Genomic DNA, 21,995 nt, shown 5'->3' with positions numbered 1-21,995 from the left:
CTTTTTGTATTCCTTCATGTTCTCAAACGCATCAAAAACGTTCAGCCAGATAGTCATTGTAGCGATACTGACCCACTGTCTGACAACAGGAAACGTGCATGATTGAGAGCAATAATAAAACGCTTGGGCACGAAAGACCCGAGCGTTTTTTATGTTTCGCGTAGACTAATCCTGTCTTGCGTTTTGTTGTGCGGTTATTGGATGTGTTGAAGTTGTTGCAATCGGGAATGTGTAACGCTCCCATTCCATACCGATGTTATGCAAATACTCATCTACGGTGCGAGCGCGTTTAGCACAGATCACTTCTCCACCAAACAGGTTTGTTTGGAGCCCATACATCATGTCTGTCCCGTTCCATTCATCACGGTGAAGAAACACGCGGATCACCTTGTAAACAGTATTGCCTGATTTGATATGATCGTGCAATTTCATCCCTAATTCCATCTCCGTCATCCTCTCTGAATTGAATTCCTTCTTATACTAGCACGCGTTCCAAAAAAGGGAGCACTTTCTCCGTTTCTTTTCCGCTCCCCCTCAAGGCAATGCCGACATTTTCATCATTTAAATATTCTGTGGAGAGATTTCCAGGCATACCCTAATAACAACAACAAAAGTATGAGAAAGGGATGACAGAATGATGCGCTCACTCATTAATAAAAGTGTATGGAGCATAATAAGCCTTTTGCCCACCAATCTAGTAAAGTACCTATACTGGAAACTCAAAATTGAAGTCATGGCCAGAGAAGATCAGGAAGAATTCGTTAACGAAGCGCTTTCGAAACGTTAGGCAGAACTGTGTTAGACGACAGAATTAAACCATTGTTTTTTCATAAAAACTAATGGTTTTTCGTTTACACTAGAAGGAAGTACATCTAATGGAGAAAGGAAGATGAAAGATGACGATTGTATTATCATCATCATGGTGCATGGAAGGGTACGATAAAGCAGAGGATTGTTATGCTATCGGAGATTACACGTCTTTAAAAGAAGATCCAAACATTCAAACTGATTCCATTGAATGGTCACAGACAGGGTGGAATGACGAAAAGAATTATTTTGCTTCTTACCTCAACAACGAAATCGAACGCTATGAGAAACGATACCGCACAGAAGTCACCCATATCGCTTTAGCGGGTAGAGTTGGGGTTTGGAATGGACCCTTTTACGGCGGACGCATCATTGATGCGGAAACGAATCCGCTTGAATGCATGGGAGATGTAGACGACACCGAAGTAGATATCGATCCAGACTCAAAACTTGTGACGCTTCTTGGTCATCATCATGACGGGACGCATCGTATGAATCTTTACTTCCTCACTGAACATAAAGGCAAAAAGTACTTCAGTAACTTCGGAGAGGATCCAAAAGACGCCGCACCAGAAGAATTCGAACGACTCATCAAAGAAGCAAAACCTCTAAAACATTCAAAAGAAGGAGAAGGCTATTTCAATTCACAGCAAAAGCAAGCTGTCACTTCTTAAAACAAGACATTTACTCTATAAAGAGCCCACTACGCGGCTCTTTTTCTTTTTTCTATATACTAAAAAAAGGGCGGAATCATCCACCCTTTTTGAGTTGTACGTTAAACATTCTTAATCCTCAATTTTTCATCTTGAGCTTGTTGATTTAAGTCACGTAATTCTTTAGCTAACCGTTTCCAATTTTCCACTCTTTTTTGTTTGTTCTCACGGAATACAGCTTTAAGCATGCTGGGATTCCCCCTTTCCCCTATGACACTCATATATCGAGAATGTGGTGCCCTGAGTTTCTTTACGTTGCAGAATAAACCGCATGACGAACTGCCTCATCAAACGCAACCTCATTCATCTTGTTGTGGAGGGCATTTGTGCTCTCTTTTACAAACAAGTACGGCGCACCTTTTGAAAAGAATACAAAGTCACCGCCACGAACCTTCCGTATAACCGTACGTTTGATCCTTTCATCTTCATCATATCCATCAAAGGATTTATACACACCAGGAGCGATTTCGTTCAGTTCTTCCCCGTAATAATAAAGGGTTTCTGAATTCTCGAACGCATGAAGCTTCACCAACCCGCTCTCCTGAAAAGGAATCGCGCGAAGGCGGATATACCACCATCTCGGATCATGTCCATTCCGATAAAACGTCAACGATTGTGCATTGACAATAAGCGCGTCATCACCCATTCTCAATTCTAGCATCCCTTTTTCATGAGACCACGCTGCCCCCGTTATGTCCCTGTCTCCTCCAGATGGCAGATACAGGTTGTGCAAAGCTGCATGTTTTCCGATCACATCCAGCAATGAAATCATTTCATTCTTGTCCGTTATGGTGACAGAGCTTTCTGGAATACATCCAAAACATGCTTCGGTTAACATTTTCCATAGTTTCGCATTTAGTGATACAAACTCTTCACGAATCATACCCGTTCCATCCCCCATCCTTTTTGAGCTTTCAACGTAGTATAGTGGGATATGCTCGGAAATTCTACACTTTATTTTAAAATTTCTCCCGCTCATCCAGACTCTTAAAGGTTAAAACCAAGAACAGCTCTTATCGAAAAAGGGAATAGGAAAATATCGGTTAAAAAGATAATTAACGAGTCAAACCAACCTTCGATGTAAGGTACGAATGGGTTGATTTCATGCTGGAGGTGAAAAAGATGAAACAAATGTGGGCTGCAATCGGAATTGTACTATTCGTGATTGGAATAGGTTTCATCCTTTATTTTTCTACGCACGAAGATGAGAGCAATGGAGGATCGGATAAAATAGAAGTCTATAAGATGACGAATGGTGTTCTTGATGAAGAAATTCTAACAACCATTAGGGATCAAGAGGTCATACGTTCTTTCATAAGATCATTAAGAAGGGCTGAAAGAGCTTCTACAAGCGTAATGGATATGCTCGCGCCACAATACAAATTGATCATCTATCATAATGGAACGATAACTCCCTTTCATTACTCGGATCGCATACCCGACGACCATAAATCCAATGCCATCCTTTTGGATAGTCAAAAGGGCGATCACTTAAAACTACACCCTGAGAAGGGCGACTATTTTATGATAAATATGGAGTTACCCATAAAAGAGTAGAATCATGGATTCAGCAAAAGAGGAGCAGAGCTCTTTTTTTTACATTTTATATACAGTAAACGAACGCTTTTGACCACTTTCACATTTCTTTAAGGAGACAATATAACGATTGCTTTCCTCTTTAATACGGATCTTTTTACAAGAATCAACCTCATCAGGTGGTGGATCCATAGGGCCGAATCCGCCTGACGTAACAGAATAATGATACGTCTTTTCACCCTTTTGCCGTTCTACTTGATGGTAATCAGCGTCCATGGAATCGCTTGTCTTCAAGGAAAACGGATGATTGTGATAAGTAGCCCTTTCCATCTCTTCATAGGCATTTCTTATGGGCTGTTCACTGAAATCTATTTCAATAAACTCTTTCTTTTCGTCTGCATCTGAATCGGAACATGCGACTAAGGCCACCGATAACAGTAGCATTAACATGAATGAAATCCAACGTTTCACTGACCTCCCTCCTTTATATAACAACCTTTTACCTACCACTAGTTCACCCATGAGTCAAACACACGTTCGAATCAGCAAGAAAATAATAAAACAACCCCATACTACCGAAAATTGTTTAGATAATTGAAACGTTAAACCAATCAAAGAATAAATATATTGAAAATTAGCCTAACAGCAAATAAAGAAGTGTCTTAACACTTCTTTATTTGTAACCATTATTATAAGATATTACCAGAAATTAACTTGCTACATTTCAAGCATTCCAATCCTTTATTGTAATGTTGTATTAAAGAATCATTTTTCCGCCTGATCGATCGCAATTTTCATTTCTTCTTCATATCTTTTTGCCTCGGACAATATGTTATCCGTTTCGTTGTATTTCTCCAATAAAATACTCTCATATTTATGTATTGTTTTGTTACGATTTTCAATAGCATTCTCAACGGTGCTTCGTTTTATAAATACTTCTGCATCTAAATCTTTCGCTAATTTTAAATAAGCATTAAACGCTTTGTTCATGAGTGTTTCGTATTCCTTTGCATCCTCCAAGAAGTCCTCGATTATTTTTATCTCATCTTCCGCTAAAGTTTTTTTATAGCTGACATCTGACACTTCGTAATTCATATCCATATTTCCATAACCAAAACCGAACTCTTTATTCTTTACCATGTCCATATCTTTTTCATACGTATCTATTAATTGCTCTAACTCTTCTTGCTGTTCCTCGATCTTCTTATCCACTATTTTAACCTTAGATTCCATGGTTTCTTCAAATGGTCCGTTAGATTCAAAACCTGCATATAACAGATCAATATGGTCTTGCATTTTCTTTTCCTTAGCTTCTTTTTCCCTTGCCCTTTGTTCTTCAATTTCTCTTTTCTTAATTTCTTCATTCTTTTTTTCAATATCTTTATTTAACTCTTCCTTTTTCCTCTGATATTCTTCTTCACTAATAGAGTTAAAAATCATCTTTTCATTATCTTCAATTAATTCGCTATATAAAATTATATTACCATGCGTAAAATCACCAATAACATTCGATTTAAACATCCCGTCACCAAAAGTAAAGGACAAACTTTCCCCAGAAACCTTGCCTGTAAACGATGATAATTGTTCATTCATTTTATATTTATTATAATCTTTTTCAATTTCAATGATCTTAACCCTACCTACCAATTCACCATCATGACTATTCACTTGGATTAAAATCACATGATTCTTATCAGCGAAAACATAGCCGAAAGGATCATTCATTTGTTTCTCGATCGAACAAGCTACCAAAAATAAAATTATCACAGTCATTAACAAACTTAATTTAATTTTTATAACAATCCCCCCTTTATAAGTTTATTTTTTCTGTCACACTATCATATATTTCGTCACACATCGCGCACAACCTTAATTAAATACTTGATTATGATTCGATGCTAAAATCGATGCACAAAACACTTTTATAGTGAACATACGATCTGTCATGCAAGATAATACGACCTTATGTACATACAGTGTGATAGAGCAGAGAAAAATTTAGTGGCGAAAGTATATCGTCACTAAAAATATTTATAGAGGCGCTTTTAGTATTTGCTTTTATCTATTTCATCTGTGATCGCTGCATAAACTTATTGTTGTTTTTCTTTTTTCAACTTTGTTAAATCGACGTTATTTTGGTATTGTTTCTGTTGCAAGCTTGGTTTATTTCGCCAAAATTGTTGCAATGTCTTCATCCTGAGTTTTTGGATCATTTTTTTGGCATTCAAAACGGCAACCTCCTTTGTCTTAGTTGTATCTTACATGGGGAATATATCAAATATTACGATTTTGTCATCATATATTTTTCATAAAAGAACTCCGCGATATCTATAAATGTCGGAAACTGTTCGAACTCTTTCCCTTTAGGGATTTCGTGTAGGTCTATGACGGATAAGCAATCAAACTCCTTAACGAGCGCTCCGAAGAAACGACCAAATAGTTCCCTATCGTTGTTAAATAATTCGCTTGTGTTTTTTGATCCTTCAAAATAAGATGGATTGATGTTGGGGTTGAAGAAACACAAACAATCTAAACTCGTTTCGGCAATATACTGCTCTTCCTTGGTTAAACCTAATTTTCTAGCCATTTTATCGCTTTTCTTTTGATAATAATCACGAATATGGATATGCATCACCTCTATTTATTTATGATATTCATGCGCAAAGAGCAAAATGCATAACAAAATCTTCGTACAATACAATAATCATATCGAAATAAACCAGGGAGTTTATAACCATTGAAAAAAAACCACTATTAGAGGATATCTCCTCAATCATTGATCAAAAAACAGGCATAAAAAAATCCCCTTAGTCGGTTTGACCAAGGAGATTTTGAAGTGTCCGCAACTATGGCAGGACGATGTTGAACCGTTATGGTGCAACCATAACGTGAATTTGCCTGTGACGAGACAGGCGGATGTACGGAGCGCAATCTTTTCAGGGAGATCGTCGATCCGACGTTTCCAGTTCTATAAGGAATTTAAGACCGCAGTGGAATCAATCCAAAGGGCAGTATTCGTAAATGAATAAATCTATTTCAACATCCATCGTAAGTTGTGGCTGGTCTTATGCTTTCGCTGCCTTATCCACCCATTATTTAACATTAGGTTTTAACGTTGCTCGCCAACCCCTCTTTCTTATGGGAGGGTCTATCACAAGTTTTTCCGTTGCTTGCCAACCACTGGCGCACGAAGTCCAGTAAGAGTATCGAGTTTATTAGGAGGTGCCTATTCACCCTGGTTTCAACCTCACTCGTTTTCGGTTTGTTTTTTTGCCAGGGACAACCGCCAAGCCCTCAAACTACTGCTACTATACCCATATTTCATTTAATTTTCAAGCCACCCTTTACGAAAAGACAAATGAAAAAAATCTTTATGTGGTAGCGAACGCTTAATCGGCAAAACTTTGTAGATTCTCATACACAAAAGACCTTGAAATGGATACCCTGGCCCTTTCCTTATCACTCTTTAAATGCTTTTAATTCATTCCATTCCGTTTCTAGCAACAAGAGAAGAGACCATATGAATTCGACAATGGCTACTTCACCTTCAGCGGTTTCATCGTATTCATCGATGGAACCAAAAGTCGTGTGGATGGAGCTAAAACGTCCTTCTTTCATTTCGATGATGGATACTTCTTCACCATCAACATCGAATACCCATTCACGCCCTATGCTATCTTCGTCCATGCCAATCTTGTTTTTCTCCACCCAATTAAATTGACTCTGAGACATGAATTTTATAAACTTTCTTCCTTTTTCAGCATCTGAACTTTCATCTCGTAAACGTCTGGCAGGCAGCACAAAACAATCCGCAACCCGTCTCCAAATATGTTCCCGATCCATTACAACCTCTTTTGTGTTCATCGAATCCGCCTTTCTGTATTCATGCAAATACCTTGTTTAGTATAACAAAGCACCTCTTCGCAGTCATTAACAGAAAATACCGTGTACGGTGAACCTCTCGGCATTTGTAATACCGAGGATTCTCGCTCGTCTATCTAAAAGGAGACGTCACACAAAAAAACAAGCCGTGAGTCCCCTTACGAATCGTATATAAATCAAAAAGAACTCCTTAACGGAGTTCTTTTATGAAGACTTGGTTATTCATTGTCTTCAATATACTCAATCATCGATTCCATGCGTTCAATCGTCTCGTTTGAAAACACGTCGCCCTGTACAGAAGAATCATAATGTTCCGTGACGAAATACAAGGCGTTCTTCAAAGTAGCCATCCCTTCCCAATTAAGATCAAGAGGCTCGCTTTTAGATAACTCTCCTTGCAATTTCTCTAATGCATTCGTTTCCAGTTCTTCATCATGCCAATAATCATGCTCAATGTGATTCAAACCGAATTGAACGGCTTCTCCCAGAACCTTTCTATCTTCTCCCTCTACCATGACCACCATTTGATTGTTTGTGCTTGCTTGAAGTTCCATTCCTATCCTCTCCTTTATCGGTTATAAGATGAATATACCACGTGTTTTGCGTGTCGGCGTCAACTCTAGTTGACGAACTCATACCATTCGATTGAACGTCACATATATCATGTTATCCCTATCATTTCGCTACTGTTCTCCCCAAAAAACATCAGGGGATTCAAACACTTCTCCTGTCTTGACATCTTTTAATACATAATGACCCTCTCCATTGTAAAAGTCTTCTTTTAGCACTTCACATTTTCGATCTTTCAACGCCCCGAATATCTTTGCTTCTTTTCTGGCAACCACCGTTTTACCCATGAATATTCCTCCTAGACCCTTTTAGACATGATACACCACATATTTTTTGTCTTGAACCAACGAGTCCACATAATCCGATGCTTCTTTTGACGAAAAGAAGGTTCTTTCCAACTCTTCTGCATTTTCTTGCTCTTCCACGTCCCATACATGCACTTGGAATTCATGATCTTCCTGCGTTTCTTCTTCTACAATACTCACTTCGATAATCATAATAAGCCCACCCTCTCTTCTTTGATCCCTTCCATTATACGTCATGTTTCAGGGTTTGGATGAAAATTCCATAGTTCATAGAGGAACTTATTGGTTACGCTGAATTAAATGTGATACAGAGCTATTCTGTTGCATGCCATTATAAAAATGAATACACTCAAACAGAAAAACCTGTGATTGCTATTGGTGACGAAAATGGTCTCATCCTGAATAAGCAGATAAAGTTGATAGGTGAAAAATATATAAAAAAACTTCTACGCAACACCCCAATAGCTAAACCGATGTATCAGGATCTCTTGATTCCATTAGAAAAGCACCCCTATGAGGTGCTTTTTTTGCCGTTCTTTGGTCTTTCTATACCTGACCAAAATGCAAATTCACAGATAACTGAAGTGTGAATTGTAATAAGGACTCACTTTTTTTTGCCTTTTAAGACCCTTCAATAGGAGTTAGATGGGAAACGCTTACTCTTCAAAGGAATCTTCCGCATCCAGCATTTCGCTAAAATCTAAATATATATATGGTTCGTCAGGTGTTTCGATGGTTTCAACACGATCGATTAACACAATCGGATGATAAAACCCCTCGACTGGATTCTTCGCAAGCGTCCCCGTGACTCTCACCCATGTATCATCTGGGACCGATTTTATCAGTTCCCCTTTTGCGACAACACCTTCTGGATAGGCATCCGCCGCGCAGCATGTCATCGTATAGCGCACAACAAATTTTTCATCTTCATTAAAATAATCAGCATTATGGAAAACAAACCCTATTGTTTCTACTTTTCTGCCCACATGCTCATCGATATTCGTAATAAATTGATCCACCCAATACAGGAAGTTATCACTCGTGATCACGATAGGTTCCTCCGTCGTTATCCCATTCGCTTCATGTTCCTTTTCTGACTCTTGCTTAGCTGTCCCTGTATTCGTCTGATTCGTATTTTGGACAAGGCGTTTTTCAGCCAACGAGCTATCCAATGACTGATCAGACAGAGCAAATCCAAAAACCAATGGAACCACAAAAAAGAAATACGTCACGCTATTTTTCAGCCACCTTTTATGATTGTGATTATGATGTTCTCCCCCGCATCCGCAGCTTATTTCAGCTATATCCTTCGCTTTGAAAAATCGCAGCACTTCAGTCAGGGATAACAGAAACAGCATCCCTAAGAAAAAATACATAAACACGTTCATTTTAGGAGAAACGTAATACTTGAGATTCTCCGATGCGATTAATTTCAAAAGAAGGCCTGCGTACCCCAAAAAGATGACTGAAAACAGAATATGGTTGAATTTTCTCATTGCTACACCTCCCTACATCAAGAATCCTACGGACAAACACATGACATAAACCAATACACTGACAAGCACAAACATCGTTAAAACAAAACGAACTTTGAAGTACGAAAGCATAATAATCGTGTTTTTAAAATCAAAGACAGGACCATATGTTAAAAACGCCAACGAGGCAGACGTAGAGAAGATCCCTTTAAAAGAAGCTGCGATAAACGCATCCGAACTGGAACAAATCGATAATATGTACGCAAAAGTCATGGCAAACAGCGGAGCTGCTGCCTCACTTTGAGACAAAGAAGCAAACACATCACGACTCATATAGGTTTGTATGATCGCTGTTATAAACGCACCAAAAATAATATACTTTCCTGTGCTTATCGTTTCATCATTCACGTGATATAACACGTGTTTCACTTTCCTGAATGCACTTTCTTTCCCCTCGGACACTATGGTTTCGTTTGATTCTCCTTTTATATCACGCAACTGGTTCTTTTTGAACAACTTGCTCGAAATCAAACCGATCATGAGCGATAAAAGCACAATAATCCCAACTCGCAGAAGAACCATATATGGTTTATCCCCAAAGGCAAAATACGTTGATAATATAACAATCGGATTGATCACAGGAGCACTGATCATCATCACAATACCAAGATGAAGGGGAAGTCCCTTTTTTATCAATCCTCTGACGAGAGGGATGATGGCACACTCACAAACAGGCAAAAGAAACCCTAAGAATGTTGCAGGGATTAAAGCAACATACATGTTTTTCGGGAGCCATTTTTTGAATACATCATTTGGTACCAGAACCTGTACGATAGAGGAAATCACGATTCCCAACAGTATAAAAGGAAATGCTTCTAATATAATGCTTAAAAACACGGTTTTAATAATGGATAGTTCTTGCATCCTTTTCACCCCTTGCTTACAACTGATGTTCCTTTTATTGCTAAAAACGTTAAAACCTCCTATGTAGTGTTTCATTCGTTAACCAGGAGTATTTGAACACACAAAAAAAAGAGCCCTAACATTAGGACCCTTCTTTATGACCACAAAAGGTGGGGTGAAATTACTCATTTCGTATGGATATGTCCGCGAACAAGCGCGGAAGAATATGAACCGTCAGGAGAATCCCCTGGCGTGATTGTGCCTGCGACGGGGCAGGCGAATGTATAAGATAAGCAGAACCTTCATTTCATTGTCCACTATATGGCAGGACCTCTCCTCAATATCATAAACTAACAAGACAAAAGGGAGAGCTCACGCCATCCCTTTTGTCCTTACACATTGGAAGAGCTCTCACTTTTCCAAAACATTAAACCTCGCACTTTTGGTGGCGAAACACCAACTTTGTTAAAGCTCCCGATTCTGGCTGGGAAACGCCCGCTGTGATTCGAGTCGGCGCTGGGGCCTTTCTTCTAAATTACCGCAAACCACTATAAAGATCAAGAGTACGATAAAGACGAATTTATTCCGTTCGTTCCTGCGGTCATCACAATTTTTGGGTTCTCTTTTTTGGGAAGACCTTAGAAAATACATCGGAACATATCCTTCTTCTTCTCATCCCAATTGTTAATCACTTTCTCTTTTGTATTGAAAAGTAATAGACCGACATAAACGTTCTAATGATACATATATTCATCATAATGATACATATATTCCGTTGCGATCTCCCAAAAAAACCTTAAAATTAAACTAAGAGCCATCATATAAGAAAGGGTGATGAGATGAAAACATTGTTTCATGTTACGCCAATATCTAATCTGGAATCCATCCTGGAACACGGGCTAATTCCTACCTTGGGAGAACGTTCCTGTAAATTAGAAGGCGAAAAAAAGGGGTGTTCCTGTTTTCTGATTACAATTCTTGCGTGGACGCACTTGGGCAATGGCTGGGTGATGAATTCGAGGATTTGGAAGAAGAATTAATCACGTTGAAGGTTGAACTCCCTGATCACTTCCCGTTAGAGCAAGAAGTTGAATGGGAATGGATATCAAGAAACCGAATTCATGCGCCCTGCATCTCGTTCTACAAAAATGAAGGGTGATTCCTTCCCCGTTATTAGACACAAAAAAAGCCGACAGCCGAGAGCTGTTGGCTTTTTCATCTTAAATTTCCTGTGTTTCTGAATCATAGATCTGAAAAGCCATATCATGTTTCTCACAAAATGCATCCACCAGTTTATAAAATTCTTCATCAAGCTCTTCTTTCGTTTTATCCCCTTTATACTTCATATACATACTCATATGAACATTCAGTTCTTTTGTCGTATCCTTCTCGTTCACCTTTTTTATGAGGAGATTTTCAAACGCATCTCGTATTTTCTTATAATCTTTTTCTTCTGAACTTAATTCACCACCGTCTTCAATAACATAATACACACTGGCATCATCCACATCCATACGACCCACGAGCGAGCACTCGAATTCTTCGCTATGCATCAATGTGACCCACACGGAATCAAGTTGACTTAGTGTTGCCGTTTTAGGTTCGACACCCCAGCGTCTCTTCGCTTCATACTGTACAAAACGATTCATATTCAAACACACCCCTCACATCGGCAATATTGTTTGGCAATTTCGTCCAGTTCATCCGTAACCACAACCTTCGAGACATTATACTTGGAACCGTTACATTGGACGACTCTGTCATCCGTATCCCAGTATCCGAGCCTCTTCATTCCTCTGACTGAACCTGAGCGATCAATATTCGGATGAGCGGAGTGCTCATTTCCTGTGTTTCCGTTCTCCACCCAGGCAATCCCTGTACGGTTATCACGGAACAAAGTTACATAAGGCTTAATCTCTTTAATTTTCTTCTTTGCCATCCTTATCATGTCCCTTCCTTTGAATTACGAGTCTTTGTTCCTCTCTATTATAAAGTGCGTAATGAGCATAGCGTGAAAAAAACCAAGAAATTAAGGGGGAACCTGCATCGGTAAATAGTGTTGAACGCACACATAAACCAATGGATATTATTTAAAGCTGTTTTCATGTGCAACCAAAAAACTTAACAAATATCGGCATATACCCAATTATTGTTTTACACTAAGAAAAAACAGATAGGGTGATAGTTATGTTAAGAAAATTAATGAAATTCGAGTTCACGAGTCCGCGAGAAGAATTTGGCATGCCTGGCCCGCTTGATACGGAAGAAGTTTTTCTTCATATTCATCCTCAGGTACGCAAAACATCGAAACCTTTATCGAAGAATATCATAATGAAACAGAAGAATCTGACCAATCCCCCCAAGACTTTGCGGAATGGTTGAATAACAGAATGGGGTATTTAGTTGCTTTAGTGGAAACGTTCGAAGATGTAGAATTCGGCGGATCCTTAGGTCACATCTTAAGTTAAGACAAAAATATCTGCTATCAAACTCGTTAACAAAAAGATCTCAACATGTTGAGATCTTTTTGTTATTGTAGAAGCACTTTGTTTCAATGATAAAAAACCATAACGATGATCGTTATGGTTTATGCATGTTAAACTTCCTGTGTCTCTGAATCGTAAACCTGATACTCCATATCGTTCGCTTCACAAAACTGATCAACCAATTTAAGAAATGCATGATCTAGTTCTTCTTTCGTTTTGCCCCCTTTATACTTCATATACATACTCATGTGCACATTCAGTTCTTTTGTCGTATCCGCATATTCCTCGCACCATTTCACGAATTCTTCATGTTCTGTATCAGAACCGATTTCTTTCGTTTCAATGACTTGATCATCCCACTCTACCGTTACTTTCCCTTCATTAAGGCTGAAATGGTACCCTTTTTTTTGATAGTTCATGAACACTCACTCCCTATTGATCAATTAGGTTTGTTCGACTCCTGCTTTTTGGCGGAGACTCTTTCTGACATCATCCTTATGGTATTCATACTTTCCTCGGCCGTCAGGAAGGTATCCGTACTGCTTATATACATCTTTCTTCATTCCACAAACGATACTTGGAACCTCTTCCTCCATTTCTTCCTGGAATTGAGTTAAAGATGCATCGAGTACATACTCCTCACCCTCAATTACAATGATGTTCCAGGTGTGACCGTAATCCCGATCACGCTTTATAACATGACCCGCTTCTATATACCCTTCTAATCCCTCTTTCTTTCGAACTAAGTCCAGAAGGATTGAAGACCGTTTGCACTGACGCTCAAGATTCGGAGAATAAGGGAACTCTTCTAGCAATAGCTCCCTTACGCGCTCTGCTATTTCGATCATCATGGGATCAACACTTCATCATGATCGACAACCACAACCTCTTGCTTGCCAAACGAGATGGTACTGTTTTCATACACGAGTTCAATTCCGCATTGGGACCAGTGATCATAAGGAATTCGGTTTGCCACGTCACCCCAGTTGAAGTCATCCATTGATTCCTCAATCGCTTCTTTTCCTGCTTCTGTATTTAAAAAGTCCTCAATAACCCTGCGAAGAAACATTTCACTCGTCGAATGCTCTAATCTTTCTTCATCGATTAAAAGCAAGTCTACATGCTTTTCTTCTTCGCTTTCTATTTCTTTAATGAATACAAGGAGTCGTTTCATGTTCATCTTCCTCTCATTTGTTATTCTTTCCCATTATAGCTCATGAAGATCCTATTCGTTAAAATAACAAAAGGTGATTCAAACAACATAAAAAAGTTGCTCACAATGAACGTGTGAAACAACTTTTATTTGGTGCGTGCCATAAATCGAATTATTCAACAGTAGAAATATTAAGATATGCGCAACTTACTCTCCAATAGCAATTTTTATAAATTTACCATTTTTATCGAATAAATAATTTGACATAAAGTAATTATATCCATCAACTTTTTCTTGTCCTACGACTAACTCTATCAATGAGCCATTTTTGTCCTCGTTATTATCGTAACCAATCCCTAATTCATCAAACAACTCTCTTACTTTATCTAAGTCTGTTTTTAAACCCACATTTATCTCTCCTTATCAAACTCTGATTTCTGGATGTAATTTATAAAACCCTTTAAAGCTACAAACTATACGAAAACAGCCTAAAAATAAAACTCGAGTTCAACCATGGGTTATCTATTGCGACCATTGCAGAACAAAAATGATTATCGATAGCAAAGATACCTACTACGAAACAGAAAAAGAGTTTTATAGCCTGACTCAATCATTATTTATGATTCACAAGCACGGACTCCAAGGGGTATATACACAGTGGGAGCACCCGATCGACAAACAAGAGTTTGAAAAATGGTTCCAGCAGTTACCTGTAACAGAAAACTAACGCAAACGCGTCCGACCCCTTCTCCAATACAATAAGCCCGAATAGCTTTCGGGCTTATTTTCTGTTATAGGAGCGCACCTTATCGCATATCTGTTTTCGATGTTCCGTCATTTGCTACATACGTACTCGTATCTTTCACATGAAATTGGTACTGAAACACCCGATCTTCTTGGAATGTCACAGCCAACTGCATGATCATGTTGCCGTTTTGGAGACCCTGCTCATCCACTTCATCAGCAAACCCCTCAAACTCAAACCCCTCTTTTGTGAAGTGGTAATCCCATACAGGGAGATCATTCAGCATATTCGGGTATTCAGTATTAGGATCGCCAAATAGGGATCGAACCTCATCTTTTGGCATACCAATTTCTAAATGCTTCAGAACATAATCCGCATCGATTACATCCTCTTCCTTCTTCTCTGCTTCCTTTTGCCCTATGTATTGAAATGTGATATCCATCGTCTTGTATGGATCGCTGTCTTGTTCATAAATGGCATCGATTCGAAACACGTCTCCCCCGCTCCAACGTTCGGGGCTCGTGTTGCTCCCTAAGAGTTGTCCCAGGTTCACTAGATCCGCTTCAGACCCATTTTTAAATATGATTCGTTTTTCATTTACGACGATGGAGCTGTATTCCGTTGCAGCCTTCAAAAGTTCATCTTTCCCAGAAATTTCGGTTCCGATTTTATAGCCTCCATCACTGAGTGTTTCATTGTTGTTGAGGTATTTTGCTACCGTGACGATTTCGTTAGCCGCTTTTTTCGTAACCACCTCTCCTGCCGTAGCATCCTTACATCCCGTCAATCCTCCTGCCACCAGACTCATTGCCAACCCCATAACCCCTAGTTTTTTCATGTTCATCCTCTTTTCTCCATTTTCATAAGCGTATTATACCACATTGGGTTCTAAGAAACCCTTGCTAATTTCTCTATCAAAAAACCCCTTTAATCACGGGGTTTTATAGGTTTTTATTTTTTCTGCCAGTTCATCAGGAATCCTGTTTCGGTTCTCTTCCGTTACGTGAATCAACTCCACATTCGGATATTCCTTATAGACATCTACCTCTGGATGCTCATCGTAATAAATCGTTCCTATAATGGACTTTCCACTCGTTAAAACCTTATGCAATACCCTTTTGAACTGCTCTGAAAACAGCTCCATCGGGCCGATTCCGTCGATGATCAGGATACGGTCTGCTTCCAGGGATGATTCCAATATGGGAATCACAAGATGTTCGAACGCTTCCAATTCCACCCCGTACCGACTGACTCGGATCGGACTATCCGAATTCACGTCTGCCAGTGTTGCACGCTCACCCCTCAGGGAAACACATTGAAATCCCGTTCTCTCCCCGTCCGCTCTTACCTCTTCGGTGTAAAATCCGTCACAACGGCCACGCCCCAGTCTCTCAATTATTTTCTGAATGCACGTCGTTTTCCCTGTCCTTGGCTTCGCCGTAAGAAGCATAATCGAATTCATCCTCATCCCACCTTCTTTCCCCTTATTATAACGACTTTTTTATGATTTCGACCATATGGCCGTACCTTTTATATACGAGATGAACGGAACGAGACTTTTCCACTATATTATACTGATAACCTAGTTGACTTCGTATCTTTTATCGGTATAGTTCAAGAAACCAAGAAACTAGGGAGGAATATAAATGAAACCAAGAGGTGGAGAACAAATCCAGGATTACGTTAGAAGACTCATTATCGCGAAAGCAGAAGGTGAATTCAAACACAATGACTTTTCATTCACCCTAAAAGGCAACGAGACGGGCCAGGATTTTTATTTGTTAATGGCATCGTATTACTTAGAACTAGCAAGAAAATAAAAACTGGAGAGACCTTTTCAAAGGTCTTTTTTTCGTTCACATACCCTAAAAAGACTGCCCAAAAGCTGAGCAGTCTTTTTCTTTTACAATTCTTCAAACGGGATGCCTTCATCTTCGCATATCGACAACAGCTTGTATTTGGAGAAGAACCCGTCTTCTCCTGTTACAAGCCAAAAGGTTGCCCCGTCAAATTCTCCGTTTTCGTTTTCCTGATACACAACAAAATTATCTCCGTCCATATCAACGCGTATTTTATCCCTTTCCTGTTCGAGCGCCCATAACCTGAAGCCTTCTTCTGTTCGAATTGCCCTGAAATCGATTCCTATTTTCATTTCGTTCATCGCCATCGATGAAACCTCCTTTTGTTCTCCGTTTTGATTTTGGAACGAGTACACGAATTCTGTATCCATCGCTTTTAAGAGAAGCAGAAACATTTCAATCGTCAGAGGCCTTTTCTCATTCTCATACTGACTCAGCGTGTTTTGAGCGATGGGAATACGAGACGCCACCTCTTCTTGGGACAATCCTTTTTGTTTTCGGATCGCGATAACCTCATGGATCAAACTCATGATCATCATCCTCTCTTTTCTCGCTACACCTCTAGTATATGGGCGCTGAAGCAACAACACTAATCTCATGTGGAGATATCACAGCATTCATCATTTCTTTTATTTATGATACAAGTGTTCACAGCAAAGCGAACAAAGTTCAGAAGGATTTTCAAGAATGTATGATTTTGTTCAATGCGACCTTATTCGTATGATGATACATCTGCTCTTCTTATAATAAAAAAAGAATCTCGTTACGAGCTTCTTTTTCCTTCAAATGAAATCGTTTCTAACCCGTGCAGCCTTGATGTAATGCGGGCCCCGCGATCTTCGCTTAGGAATAACACTTTGTTCCCCTTTTCTTGTTCCTGCATATAGGACCCGATGATCAAATCATCATTCGAGTCTGGATTCAACTTCTTCTTTTTTGCATACCTTTTATCTTCAGGAGCTTCGCTAATACGCCCGCCCCTTTCCTGAACTTCCTCGATCGCTCTTAACGCATTCCTGACCTGGTGTCCGAGATCGTCTCTTGTTTTTTGTTTATCAAGCTCATCAAACACCGTTTTGCTGATGACGAACGGGAAGTCTTTGTACAGCGCTTTAATAAGAAACGGATATTTCAACATAACATTTGTGTCCACGCCAATGGAATATCCTTGTTGTTTTCGGAGGAATGCTTCCTTTAATACCGTTTCGACCTTAGCTGTAATAGCTGAACCATCCTCATCAAAATCAAACAGGTAGACGTATTTCACGAAGGGTTCCCCGTCACGCACTAGGTCTAGCTTATAAACATCCCCTATGTTTGGTTCCATATCGAAAAGATCTTCAACTGTATGTATAGGGGTGTCATTTACGCCTGTAATCAAGTCCCCGCTCCTTACCCCAATCGCATGGAGAGGTCTTACAGAAAAAGGAATCCCCACTTTCACCCCATCGTGCTCGTCCTTAAAAGAAGTAAAATGGCTTCCCAATACCCTGCACTCGTACATTTCATCCCGTTTGCGTTTTTTGGCATAGGACTTCTCGAATCGTCGGTACGTGTATTCCTGATCGTCTACGATTCGTCTTTTTTCTTTGATGGTATTCCTTGTTTCCTCTTTTTCGAACATCGACATGCCCTTATACGGATTTTCAGGCAACCGTTCTTTTATCCTTTCCAAAACGTCATGAACAGTCATGACATACGCAACAGGACCCGCAGTGAATACCGCTCCTAAATACCACAGAGGGGTCCACCAAACAGAGCCTTGAGTTTGGATCACATCTGCTCCAAAGACCGTATGCCTGAAGACCATTCCGAACAAATACACATTGAACAAAGGAGGGACAAAATGAAGCGCAAGGCTTTCGCTCTTTCTGAACAGAACAAGCGACGTGATATACATCAGGAATAAACATAAGGCATTACTAAAGATAACCCCCCATACCACCGTCGAAACTCCCGTTTCATTCCCCAACAATCCTGGCAACACGTTATATGGCGTGAAGAAGACCGAATACCATTCTCCACCCCCAGACCCCTCTAAAAACCAACTATGAATCTCTCTCGTCTTGAAACTTACTAAAATTACACCAAAGACCATTGCCATTCCCAAAACCGTTTGCATGTTTCTCCAACCCTCTCCGACTTTTATCCTATATACAATAACTATACAGCACCCCTGAAAATTTTTCCATGCAAATTACATTTCAATTAGTTGCCCTTGATTCAGAAAACACAAAAAGCACCAGCAAAAGCGCTTTTTTTGCCTTTTCATTTTGTGTTACCCGATTCCATCCTCCCCAATTTGCAACGAAAAAACCGCAACAGAAGTTAACGGGTTCGGTTTTGGAGTACAAAAAGCGAATTCGCAGTCGTTTTCACACCTAAAATAACAGGACAATCACAACCAAATTCACACCCGAAAACACACAGATATTTGATATCTGTGTGTTTTTATTTAGGGGTGCATTATCATGATTTCAATAGAGGGATATGGGATTTTATGTTAAAATGAATGTAGACTTTGTGAAGAAGTGTACTTAAACTAACGGGCAGAAGAGTTGAACAAGAAATGTAAAACATATCAATATAAATTTGGAGGAACAGATGAATTTTGAAATAAATCCATACGTTGGTGCAGGCAGGATTAAATTTGGAATGACAGGAAAACAAGTTCAAGAAATTCTACAAATAGAACCACAGAAGTTTAGTAAGACACCCTTGTGTGATGAGTTAACGGATGCTTACCCTTTTTGCCATGTTTTCTATAAAGGAAATGGTAATTGTGAAGCGATTGAGTTTTTTGGACCAGCAGGTGTTACAATCCAAGGGAATACATTAATTGGAAAACCTTATGAAAAAGTAAGTAGTTTATTTAAAGAGTTGGACCGTACATTAGAAGAAGATGAAGTAGGGTTCATCTCTTATAAGTATGGTATAAGTGTATATTCCTCTGATCTACAAAGGGTTGAAGGCGTACTTGCTTTTGAAGAAGGCTACTACGATTGAGTTATTGAATTAACGGGTGCTTTACTTCAACAAGAAGATTATCCCTTCCTCATTAAATCAAAGGGCGGGTTAAATGACCAATCCGCAAAATAATCAGGCTTTCATCTGATTATTATAGGAAGAGAGGAGATGTTTATGAGATATTTCAGTGCAATTATGATGCTTTCTTTACTTATTTTAAGTGCATGTGATTTCGAACAAAATAACGACCAATACATAGTCGATTATGAATACCTTTCCAAAGAAGATGAAATCCCAGATGACGTTACCCAATGGTTGATCAATATAGACTCTGAGGATAGAAGAATCCATAGTTTAACGTTAGAAGAGGGAACCACGTATGTTTACGCTAATCAGCATAAAAAAGCAAAGGTATCCTATATTGACGAAAATATAGAAGGTGAATCTAACCAGAGCATGAAAGTTACATTATTAAAAGGAAGCAATAAAGATACCGTCTTTATTAAAATTTCTTATGAGACAGATTTATGTTGTGATAGCGAAATATTAGATGCTACTGAAAATGAAAAAGAATTTTATGAAAAGCAAAAATAATAAACCTTATTAAGCTAACGGGTGCTTTAGTTTAATAAGAAAATACCTGAATCAAAAGAACCGATTAAGTAATCGGTTCTTTTTTTCGTTCTTGCTGCATATAGGTTTTGTCGCTCGTTGGATTTGGTTTTTAACGATATTGATCCGCTGACTAAGCCAAAATACGTTAACGGATTCGCATGCGTTTTAGCACACGAATTCGCAAGAGTCTGCCAGCCAACAGACTCTTGCGAATTGCATTGCGAAATAGTGTGTGAATTGGCATGTGAAAGTGGTAAAACCCCTTTAGTGCAGAGGAAAATAAGAGGTCCAATTCATATGCGAATTGGACCTCTATTTGGGGTGTTATTTTATTGTTTGTACTCCAAAACCGAACCCGTTAAACAGAAGTTGCGGGTTTTTCATTACGATACAAGTTGCTCATACGCCTTTTGCAACTTCTCGTATTTTTTCTGATAGACTTGCGAACGAAGAAGATCTTTCGGCAGCTTTTCTAACATGGTCTTGACATGCGAGAAATAGTGCGGAAGATTCTCCAGTTCTCTCCTCTTCAACCTTTGCTCCATCCTATACAAATCAACGGATACAGGTTGAAAACATTCGTACATTTGATCCTTATGATATTCCATTCTCCTACTCACCTCTTTTTTGTTATGTACTTTACTTTATGAACACCCCCGCCCTTTATGATCACTCCAGAAAAAAAGTTAATGAAAAAAAGAGCTCTGGTCAGAGCTCTTTTGACTTAAGATATTTGAATACAGTCTTTGTTCATCCTTCCATATATCCGCTCCCCTGTTATATCCATTTCCCTTTCGACCTCTATGATTTTTCTGGTATCCAGTTTCGTTTTGAAATCAAACTCTCCCTTTATAAACCGTTCCACTTCTTCATAACGATACGTGTCATAAGGATTTCCCTTATCCACATCCAATATGCGAACCTTTTTCTTAACCATCGGGGTATGGTCAAAAATGTATCCATACTCCTTTTGAACAGCCACAACCGCCTCGACAACATCTCCTTTTATATACGCTGGAACAAAATCTGGATCATAAAAGTCAGAAAGCCGATGATCGTAAAACGCATCAAGCCCTTCCACATCCTCATCTTCGTTATACAAGTCGCCCACGCACGTTTCCTCTTCCTCTGATAAAGATTCTATATACTCGACCATCTTAGAGAAAAGTTCCTTGCTTGTAATAAAACGAGCACTGTGGTCATCTCCTTCTCGTCCAGCATTCTGAACCACCATGACAGGCTGCTCATCAAACCAGACAGACGCCAATTTCCAGCTCCTTCTTCCATCGAAGCTATAATCCACATACACCTTGATCATGACTTTTTCATTCTTGTTTTCAAGACCAAATAAATGATCCTCTTCAATCTCTGGGAGGTGGTCATACCCGAACCCCTTTAAGGATCCGAGGCACGTTTCCGTTTTTTTAGGAGGCATGGTATACAAGTCATTTGGTTTCATGGTTACCCTCTCTTCTTGTTATTTATCGTATCGTAACACGAAAAAGGAACGAGAAAGAAAAAGAACCATTTGTGTTTTCACGAACGATGGAGCCATCCATGATACACTGGGGTCATAACAAAAGAAGAGGGGCGAATCCATGAGGTACACCATTTATCAAATAAAAGAAGAGCATACGAGGGATTATGGGTATATGGGTATTGATATGTTAAAACGCATGAGTGCAATATCAGGTGAGGATTCCATAATTAAAGAGGACGGGAACGGAACCGTCACCATTGATATGTTTCCGTATGAGAAAGTGTATGAAAACACGGAAGAACAGGTTGAATTAGAAGAATTGTATTCACGGTTTAATGCCCGTCATCCGAAGGATTATAGGGGCCGATCGTTGAGCGTAAGTGATATTGTATTCCTTGACTACACTCCCTATTACTGCGATAGCTTTGGGTTTACGAAGATCGCCGTTACGAACATCCCCGCCCCTGCAAGAAACCATTAAAAAGCCGCCTAACTGGAC

General features: G+C 39.3%; 33 protein-coding genes. 8 read left to right on the top strand and 25 right to left on the bottom strand.

The window, feature by feature from the left end; genetic code table 11:
- Nucleotides 1-165: 165 nt before the first annotated feature.
- Nucleotides 166-444, bottom strand: a complete 279-nt coding sequence (locus IMZ31_RS22250; protein WP_207530636.1) for a hypothetical protein — start codon at nucleotides 442-444, stop codon at nucleotides 166-168.
- Nucleotides 445-896: 452 nt separating this feature from the next.
- Here IMZ31_RS22250 and IMZ31_RS22245 point away from each other — a divergent pair, with 452 nt between their 5' ends.
- On the top strand, nucleotides 897-1,481 hold the full coding sequence (locus IMZ31_RS22245; protein ID WP_207530635.1) for a hypothetical protein: 585 nt from the start codon (nucleotides 897-899) through the stop codon (nucleotides 1,479-1,481).
- A gap of 101 nt (nucleotides 1,482-1,582) precedes the next feature.
- Here IMZ31_RS22245 and IMZ31_RS24695 read toward each other — a convergent pair whose 3' ends face one another.
- Both IMZ31_RS24695 and IMZ31_RS22240 read right to left on the bottom strand, forming a co-directional pair.
- Nucleotides 1,583-1,708 carry a hypothetical protein gene (locus IMZ31_RS24695; protein WP_256438038.1) on the bottom strand — a complete coding sequence of 42 codons (126 nt, stop codon included), beginning with the start codon at nucleotides 1,706-1,708 and terminating at the stop codon, nucleotides 1,583-1,585.
- A 62-nt stretch (nucleotides 1,709-1,770) separates the two neighbouring features.
- Nucleotides 1,771-2,403, bottom strand: coding sequence for a hypothetical protein (locus IMZ31_RS22240; protein WP_207530634.1), 633 nt, complete (start codon nucleotides 2,401-2,403; stop codon nucleotides 1,771-1,773).
- Nucleotides 2,404-2,642: 239 nt separating this feature from the next.
- Between IMZ31_RS22240 and IMZ31_RS22235 the strand changes: the two genes are divergently transcribed.
- Nucleotides 2,643-3,077: a hypothetical protein gene (locus IMZ31_RS22235; protein WP_207530633.1), complete on the top strand. Its 435-nt coding sequence runs from the start codon at nucleotides 2,643-2,645 to the stop codon at nucleotides 3,075-3,077.
- Nucleotides 3,078-3,116: 39 nt separating this feature from the next.
- Here IMZ31_RS22235 and IMZ31_RS22230 read toward each other — a convergent pair whose 3' ends face one another.
- From IMZ31_RS22230 to IMZ31_RS22185, 10 genes are all read right to left on the bottom strand, one after another.
- Complete coding sequence (locus IMZ31_RS22230; protein WP_207530632.1) at nucleotides 3,117-3,527, bottom strand: hypothetical protein; 411 nt, start codon at nucleotides 3,525-3,527, stop codon at nucleotides 3,117-3,119.
- Between the two features lie 294 nt (nucleotides 3,528-3,821).
- The gene (locus IMZ31_RS22225; RefSeq protein ID WP_207530631.1) at nucleotides 3,822-4,781 is read right to left on the bottom strand and encodes a hypothetical protein; all 960 of its coding nucleotides are present in this window, start codon (nucleotides 4,779-4,781) and stop codon (nucleotides 3,822-3,824) included.
- 365 nt (nucleotides 4,782-5,146) lie between these two features.
- Nucleotides 5,147-5,284: a hypothetical protein gene (locus IMZ31_RS22220; RefSeq protein ID WP_207530630.1), complete on the bottom strand. Its 138-nt coding sequence runs from the start codon at nucleotides 5,282-5,284 to the stop codon at nucleotides 5,147-5,149.
- A 53-nt stretch (nucleotides 5,285-5,337) separates the two neighbouring features.
- Complete coding sequence (locus IMZ31_RS22215) at nucleotides 5,338-5,688, bottom strand: hypothetical protein (RefSeq protein WP_207530629.1); 351 nt, start codon at nucleotides 5,686-5,688, stop codon at nucleotides 5,338-5,340.
- Between the two features lie 827 nt (nucleotides 5,689-6,515).
- Entirely contained in the window at nucleotides 6,516-6,920 is a 405-nt protein-coding gene (locus tag IMZ31_RS22210; protein WP_207530628.1) for a hypothetical protein, read from the bottom strand.
- Between the two features lie 236 nt (nucleotides 6,921-7,156).
- A complete protein-coding gene (locus IMZ31_RS22205) occupies nucleotides 7,157-7,492 on the bottom strand; it encodes a hypothetical protein (RefSeq protein WP_207530627.1) in 336 nt (111 codons plus the stop codon).
- Nucleotides 7,493-7,621: 129 nt separating this feature from the next.
- Nucleotides 7,622-7,795 carry a hypothetical protein gene (locus IMZ31_RS22200; RefSeq protein ID WP_207530626.1) on the bottom strand — a complete coding sequence of 58 codons (174 nt, stop codon included), beginning with the start codon at nucleotides 7,793-7,795 and terminating at the stop codon, nucleotides 7,622-7,624.
- A 21-nt stretch (nucleotides 7,796-7,816) separates the two neighbouring features.
- The gene (locus IMZ31_RS22195; RefSeq protein ID WP_207530625.1) at nucleotides 7,817-8,005 is read right to left on the bottom strand and encodes a hypothetical protein; all 189 of its coding nucleotides are present in this window, start codon (nucleotides 8,003-8,005) and stop codon (nucleotides 7,817-7,819) included.
- Nucleotides 8,006-8,469: 464 nt separating this feature from the next.
- Complete coding sequence (locus tag IMZ31_RS22190; protein WP_207530624.1) at nucleotides 8,470-9,309, bottom strand: TIGR03943 family putative permease subunit; 840 nt, start codon at nucleotides 9,307-9,309, stop codon at nucleotides 8,470-8,472.
- A 12-nt stretch (nucleotides 9,310-9,321) separates the two neighbouring features.
- Nucleotides 9,322-10,212 (bottom strand): permease, encoded by an 891-nt coding sequence (locus IMZ31_RS22185; RefSeq protein ID WP_207530623.1) that lies wholly within the window; start codon nucleotides 10,210-10,212, stop codon nucleotides 9,322-9,324.
- Nucleotides 10,213-11,143: 931 nt separating this feature from the next.
- Here IMZ31_RS22185 and IMZ31_RS22180 point away from each other — a divergent pair.
- Complete coding sequence (locus IMZ31_RS22180) at nucleotides 11,144-11,350, top strand: hypothetical protein (RefSeq protein ID WP_207530622.1); 207 nt, start codon at nucleotides 11,144-11,146, stop codon at nucleotides 11,348-11,350.
- 61 nt (nucleotides 11,351-11,411) lie between these two features.
- Here IMZ31_RS22180 and IMZ31_RS22175 read toward each other — a convergent pair whose 3' ends face one another.
- The 6 genes from IMZ31_RS22175 to IMZ31_RS22150 all read right to left on the bottom strand — a co-directional run bounded on the left by IMZ31_RS22175 (nucleotide 11,412) and on the right by IMZ31_RS22150 (nucleotide 14,238).
- Nucleotides 11,412-11,840 carry a hypothetical protein gene (locus IMZ31_RS22175; protein ID WP_207530621.1) on the bottom strand — a complete coding sequence of 143 codons (429 nt, stop codon included), beginning with the start codon at nucleotides 11,838-11,840 and terminating at the stop codon, nucleotides 11,412-11,414.
- A gap of 2 nt (nucleotides 11,841-11,842) precedes the next feature.
- The gene (locus IMZ31_RS22170; RefSeq protein ID WP_207530620.1) at nucleotides 11,843-12,130 is read right to left on the bottom strand and encodes a hypothetical protein; all 288 of its coding nucleotides are present in this window, start codon (nucleotides 12,128-12,130) and stop codon (nucleotides 11,843-11,845) included.
- Between the two features lie 657 nt (nucleotides 12,131-12,787).
- On the bottom strand, nucleotides 12,788-13,096 hold the full coding sequence (locus IMZ31_RS22165; protein WP_207530619.1) for a hypothetical protein: 309 nt from the start codon (nucleotides 13,094-13,096) through the stop codon (nucleotides 12,788-12,790).
- A 24-nt stretch (nucleotides 13,097-13,120) separates the two neighbouring features.
- A complete protein-coding gene (locus tag IMZ31_RS22160) occupies nucleotides 13,121-13,528 on the bottom strand; it encodes a hypothetical protein (protein ID WP_207530618.1) in 408 nt (135 codons plus the stop codon).
- Nucleotides 13,525-13,851 (bottom strand): hypothetical protein, encoded by a 327-nt coding sequence (locus tag IMZ31_RS22155; protein WP_207530617.1) that lies wholly within the window; start codon nucleotides 13,849-13,851, stop codon nucleotides 13,525-13,527. Before IMZ31_RS22155 ends, IMZ31_RS22160 begins: the two co-directional genes overlap by 4 nt.
- A gap of 186 nt (nucleotides 13,852-14,037) precedes the next feature.
- Nucleotides 14,038-14,238 (bottom strand): hypothetical protein, encoded by a 201-nt coding sequence (locus IMZ31_RS22150; protein ID WP_207530616.1) that lies wholly within the window; start codon nucleotides 14,236-14,238, stop codon nucleotides 14,038-14,040.
- A gap of 139 nt (nucleotides 14,239-14,377) precedes the next feature.
- Between IMZ31_RS22150 and IMZ31_RS22145 the strand changes: the two genes are divergently transcribed.
- The gene (locus tag IMZ31_RS22145; protein ID WP_207530615.1) at nucleotides 14,378-14,557 is read left to right on the top strand and encodes a hypothetical protein; all 180 of its coding nucleotides are present in this window, start codon (nucleotides 14,378-14,380) and stop codon (nucleotides 14,555-14,557) included.
- 79 nt (nucleotides 14,558-14,636) lie between these two features.
- Here IMZ31_RS22145 and IMZ31_RS22140 read toward each other — a convergent pair whose 3' ends face one another.
- Both IMZ31_RS22140 and IMZ31_RS22135 read right to left on the bottom strand, forming a co-directional pair.
- The gene (locus IMZ31_RS22140; RefSeq protein ID WP_207530614.1) at nucleotides 14,637-15,413 is read right to left on the bottom strand and encodes a hypothetical protein; all 777 of its coding nucleotides are present in this window, start codon (nucleotides 15,411-15,413) and stop codon (nucleotides 14,637-14,639) included.
- Nucleotides 15,414-15,506: 93 nt separating this feature from the next.
- Nucleotides 15,507-16,037, bottom strand: a complete 531-nt coding sequence (locus IMZ31_RS22135; protein ID WP_207530613.1) for a nucleoside-triphosphatase — start codon at nucleotides 16,035-16,037, stop codon at nucleotides 15,507-15,509.
- 184 nt (nucleotides 16,038-16,221) lie between these two features.
- Between IMZ31_RS22135 and IMZ31_RS22130 the strand changes: the two genes are divergently transcribed.
- Entirely contained in the window at nucleotides 16,222-16,395 is a 174-nt protein-coding gene (locus tag IMZ31_RS22130) for a hypothetical protein (RefSeq protein WP_207530612.1), read from the top strand.
- Nucleotides 16,396-16,478: 83 nt separating this feature from the next.
- Here the strand turns inward: IMZ31_RS22130 and IMZ31_RS22125 are convergent, their stop codons facing one another.
- Nucleotides 16,479-16,964, bottom strand: a complete 486-nt coding sequence (locus IMZ31_RS22125; RefSeq protein WP_207530611.1) for a helix-turn-helix domain-containing protein — start codon at nucleotides 16,962-16,964, stop codon at nucleotides 16,479-16,481.
- 233 nt (nucleotides 16,965-17,197) lie between these two features.
- Nucleotides 17,198-18,556: a PIN domain-containing protein gene (locus IMZ31_RS22120; protein WP_207530610.1), complete on the bottom strand. Its 1,359-nt coding sequence runs from the start codon at nucleotides 18,554-18,556 to the stop codon at nucleotides 17,198-17,200.
- Nucleotides 18,557-19,038: 482 nt separating this feature from the next.
- Between IMZ31_RS22120 and IMZ31_RS22115 the strand changes: the two genes are divergently transcribed.
- Nucleotides 19,039-19,440, top strand: a complete 402-nt coding sequence (locus tag IMZ31_RS22115; protein WP_207530609.1) for a hypothetical protein — start codon at nucleotides 19,039-19,041, stop codon at nucleotides 19,438-19,440.
- 135 nt (nucleotides 19,441-19,575) lie between these two features.
- Nucleotides 19,576-19,995, top strand: coding sequence for a hypothetical protein (locus IMZ31_RS22110; protein ID WP_207530608.1), 420 nt, complete (start codon nucleotides 19,576-19,578; stop codon nucleotides 19,993-19,995).
- A 404-nt stretch (nucleotides 19,996-20,399) separates the two neighbouring features.
- On the opposite strand, the gene IMZ31_RS22105 is transcribed toward IMZ31_RS22110, so the two are convergent.
- Nucleotides 20,400-20,624 carry a hypothetical protein gene (locus tag IMZ31_RS22105; protein WP_207530607.1) on the bottom strand — a complete coding sequence of 75 codons (225 nt, stop codon included), beginning with the start codon at nucleotides 20,622-20,624 and terminating at the stop codon, nucleotides 20,400-20,402.
- Nucleotides 20,625-20,740: 116 nt separating this feature from the next.
- A complete protein-coding gene (locus tag IMZ31_RS22100) occupies nucleotides 20,741-21,475 on the bottom strand; it encodes a hypothetical protein (RefSeq protein ID WP_207530606.1) in 735 nt (244 codons plus the stop codon).
- A 139-nt stretch (nucleotides 21,476-21,614) separates the two neighbouring features.
- Between IMZ31_RS22100 and IMZ31_RS22095 the strand changes: the two genes are divergently transcribed.
- Nucleotides 21,615-21,977, top strand: coding sequence for a YodL domain-containing protein (locus tag IMZ31_RS22095; protein WP_207530605.1), 363 nt, complete (start codon nucleotides 21,615-21,617; stop codon nucleotides 21,975-21,977).
- Nucleotides 21,978-21,995 lie beyond the last annotated feature (18 nt).

The organism is Pontibacillus sp. ALD_SL1, from assembly GCF_017355605.1.
Note: the sequence above shows the minus strand (reverse complement) of the source record. Positions and strands in the feature narration are given on the sequence as shown.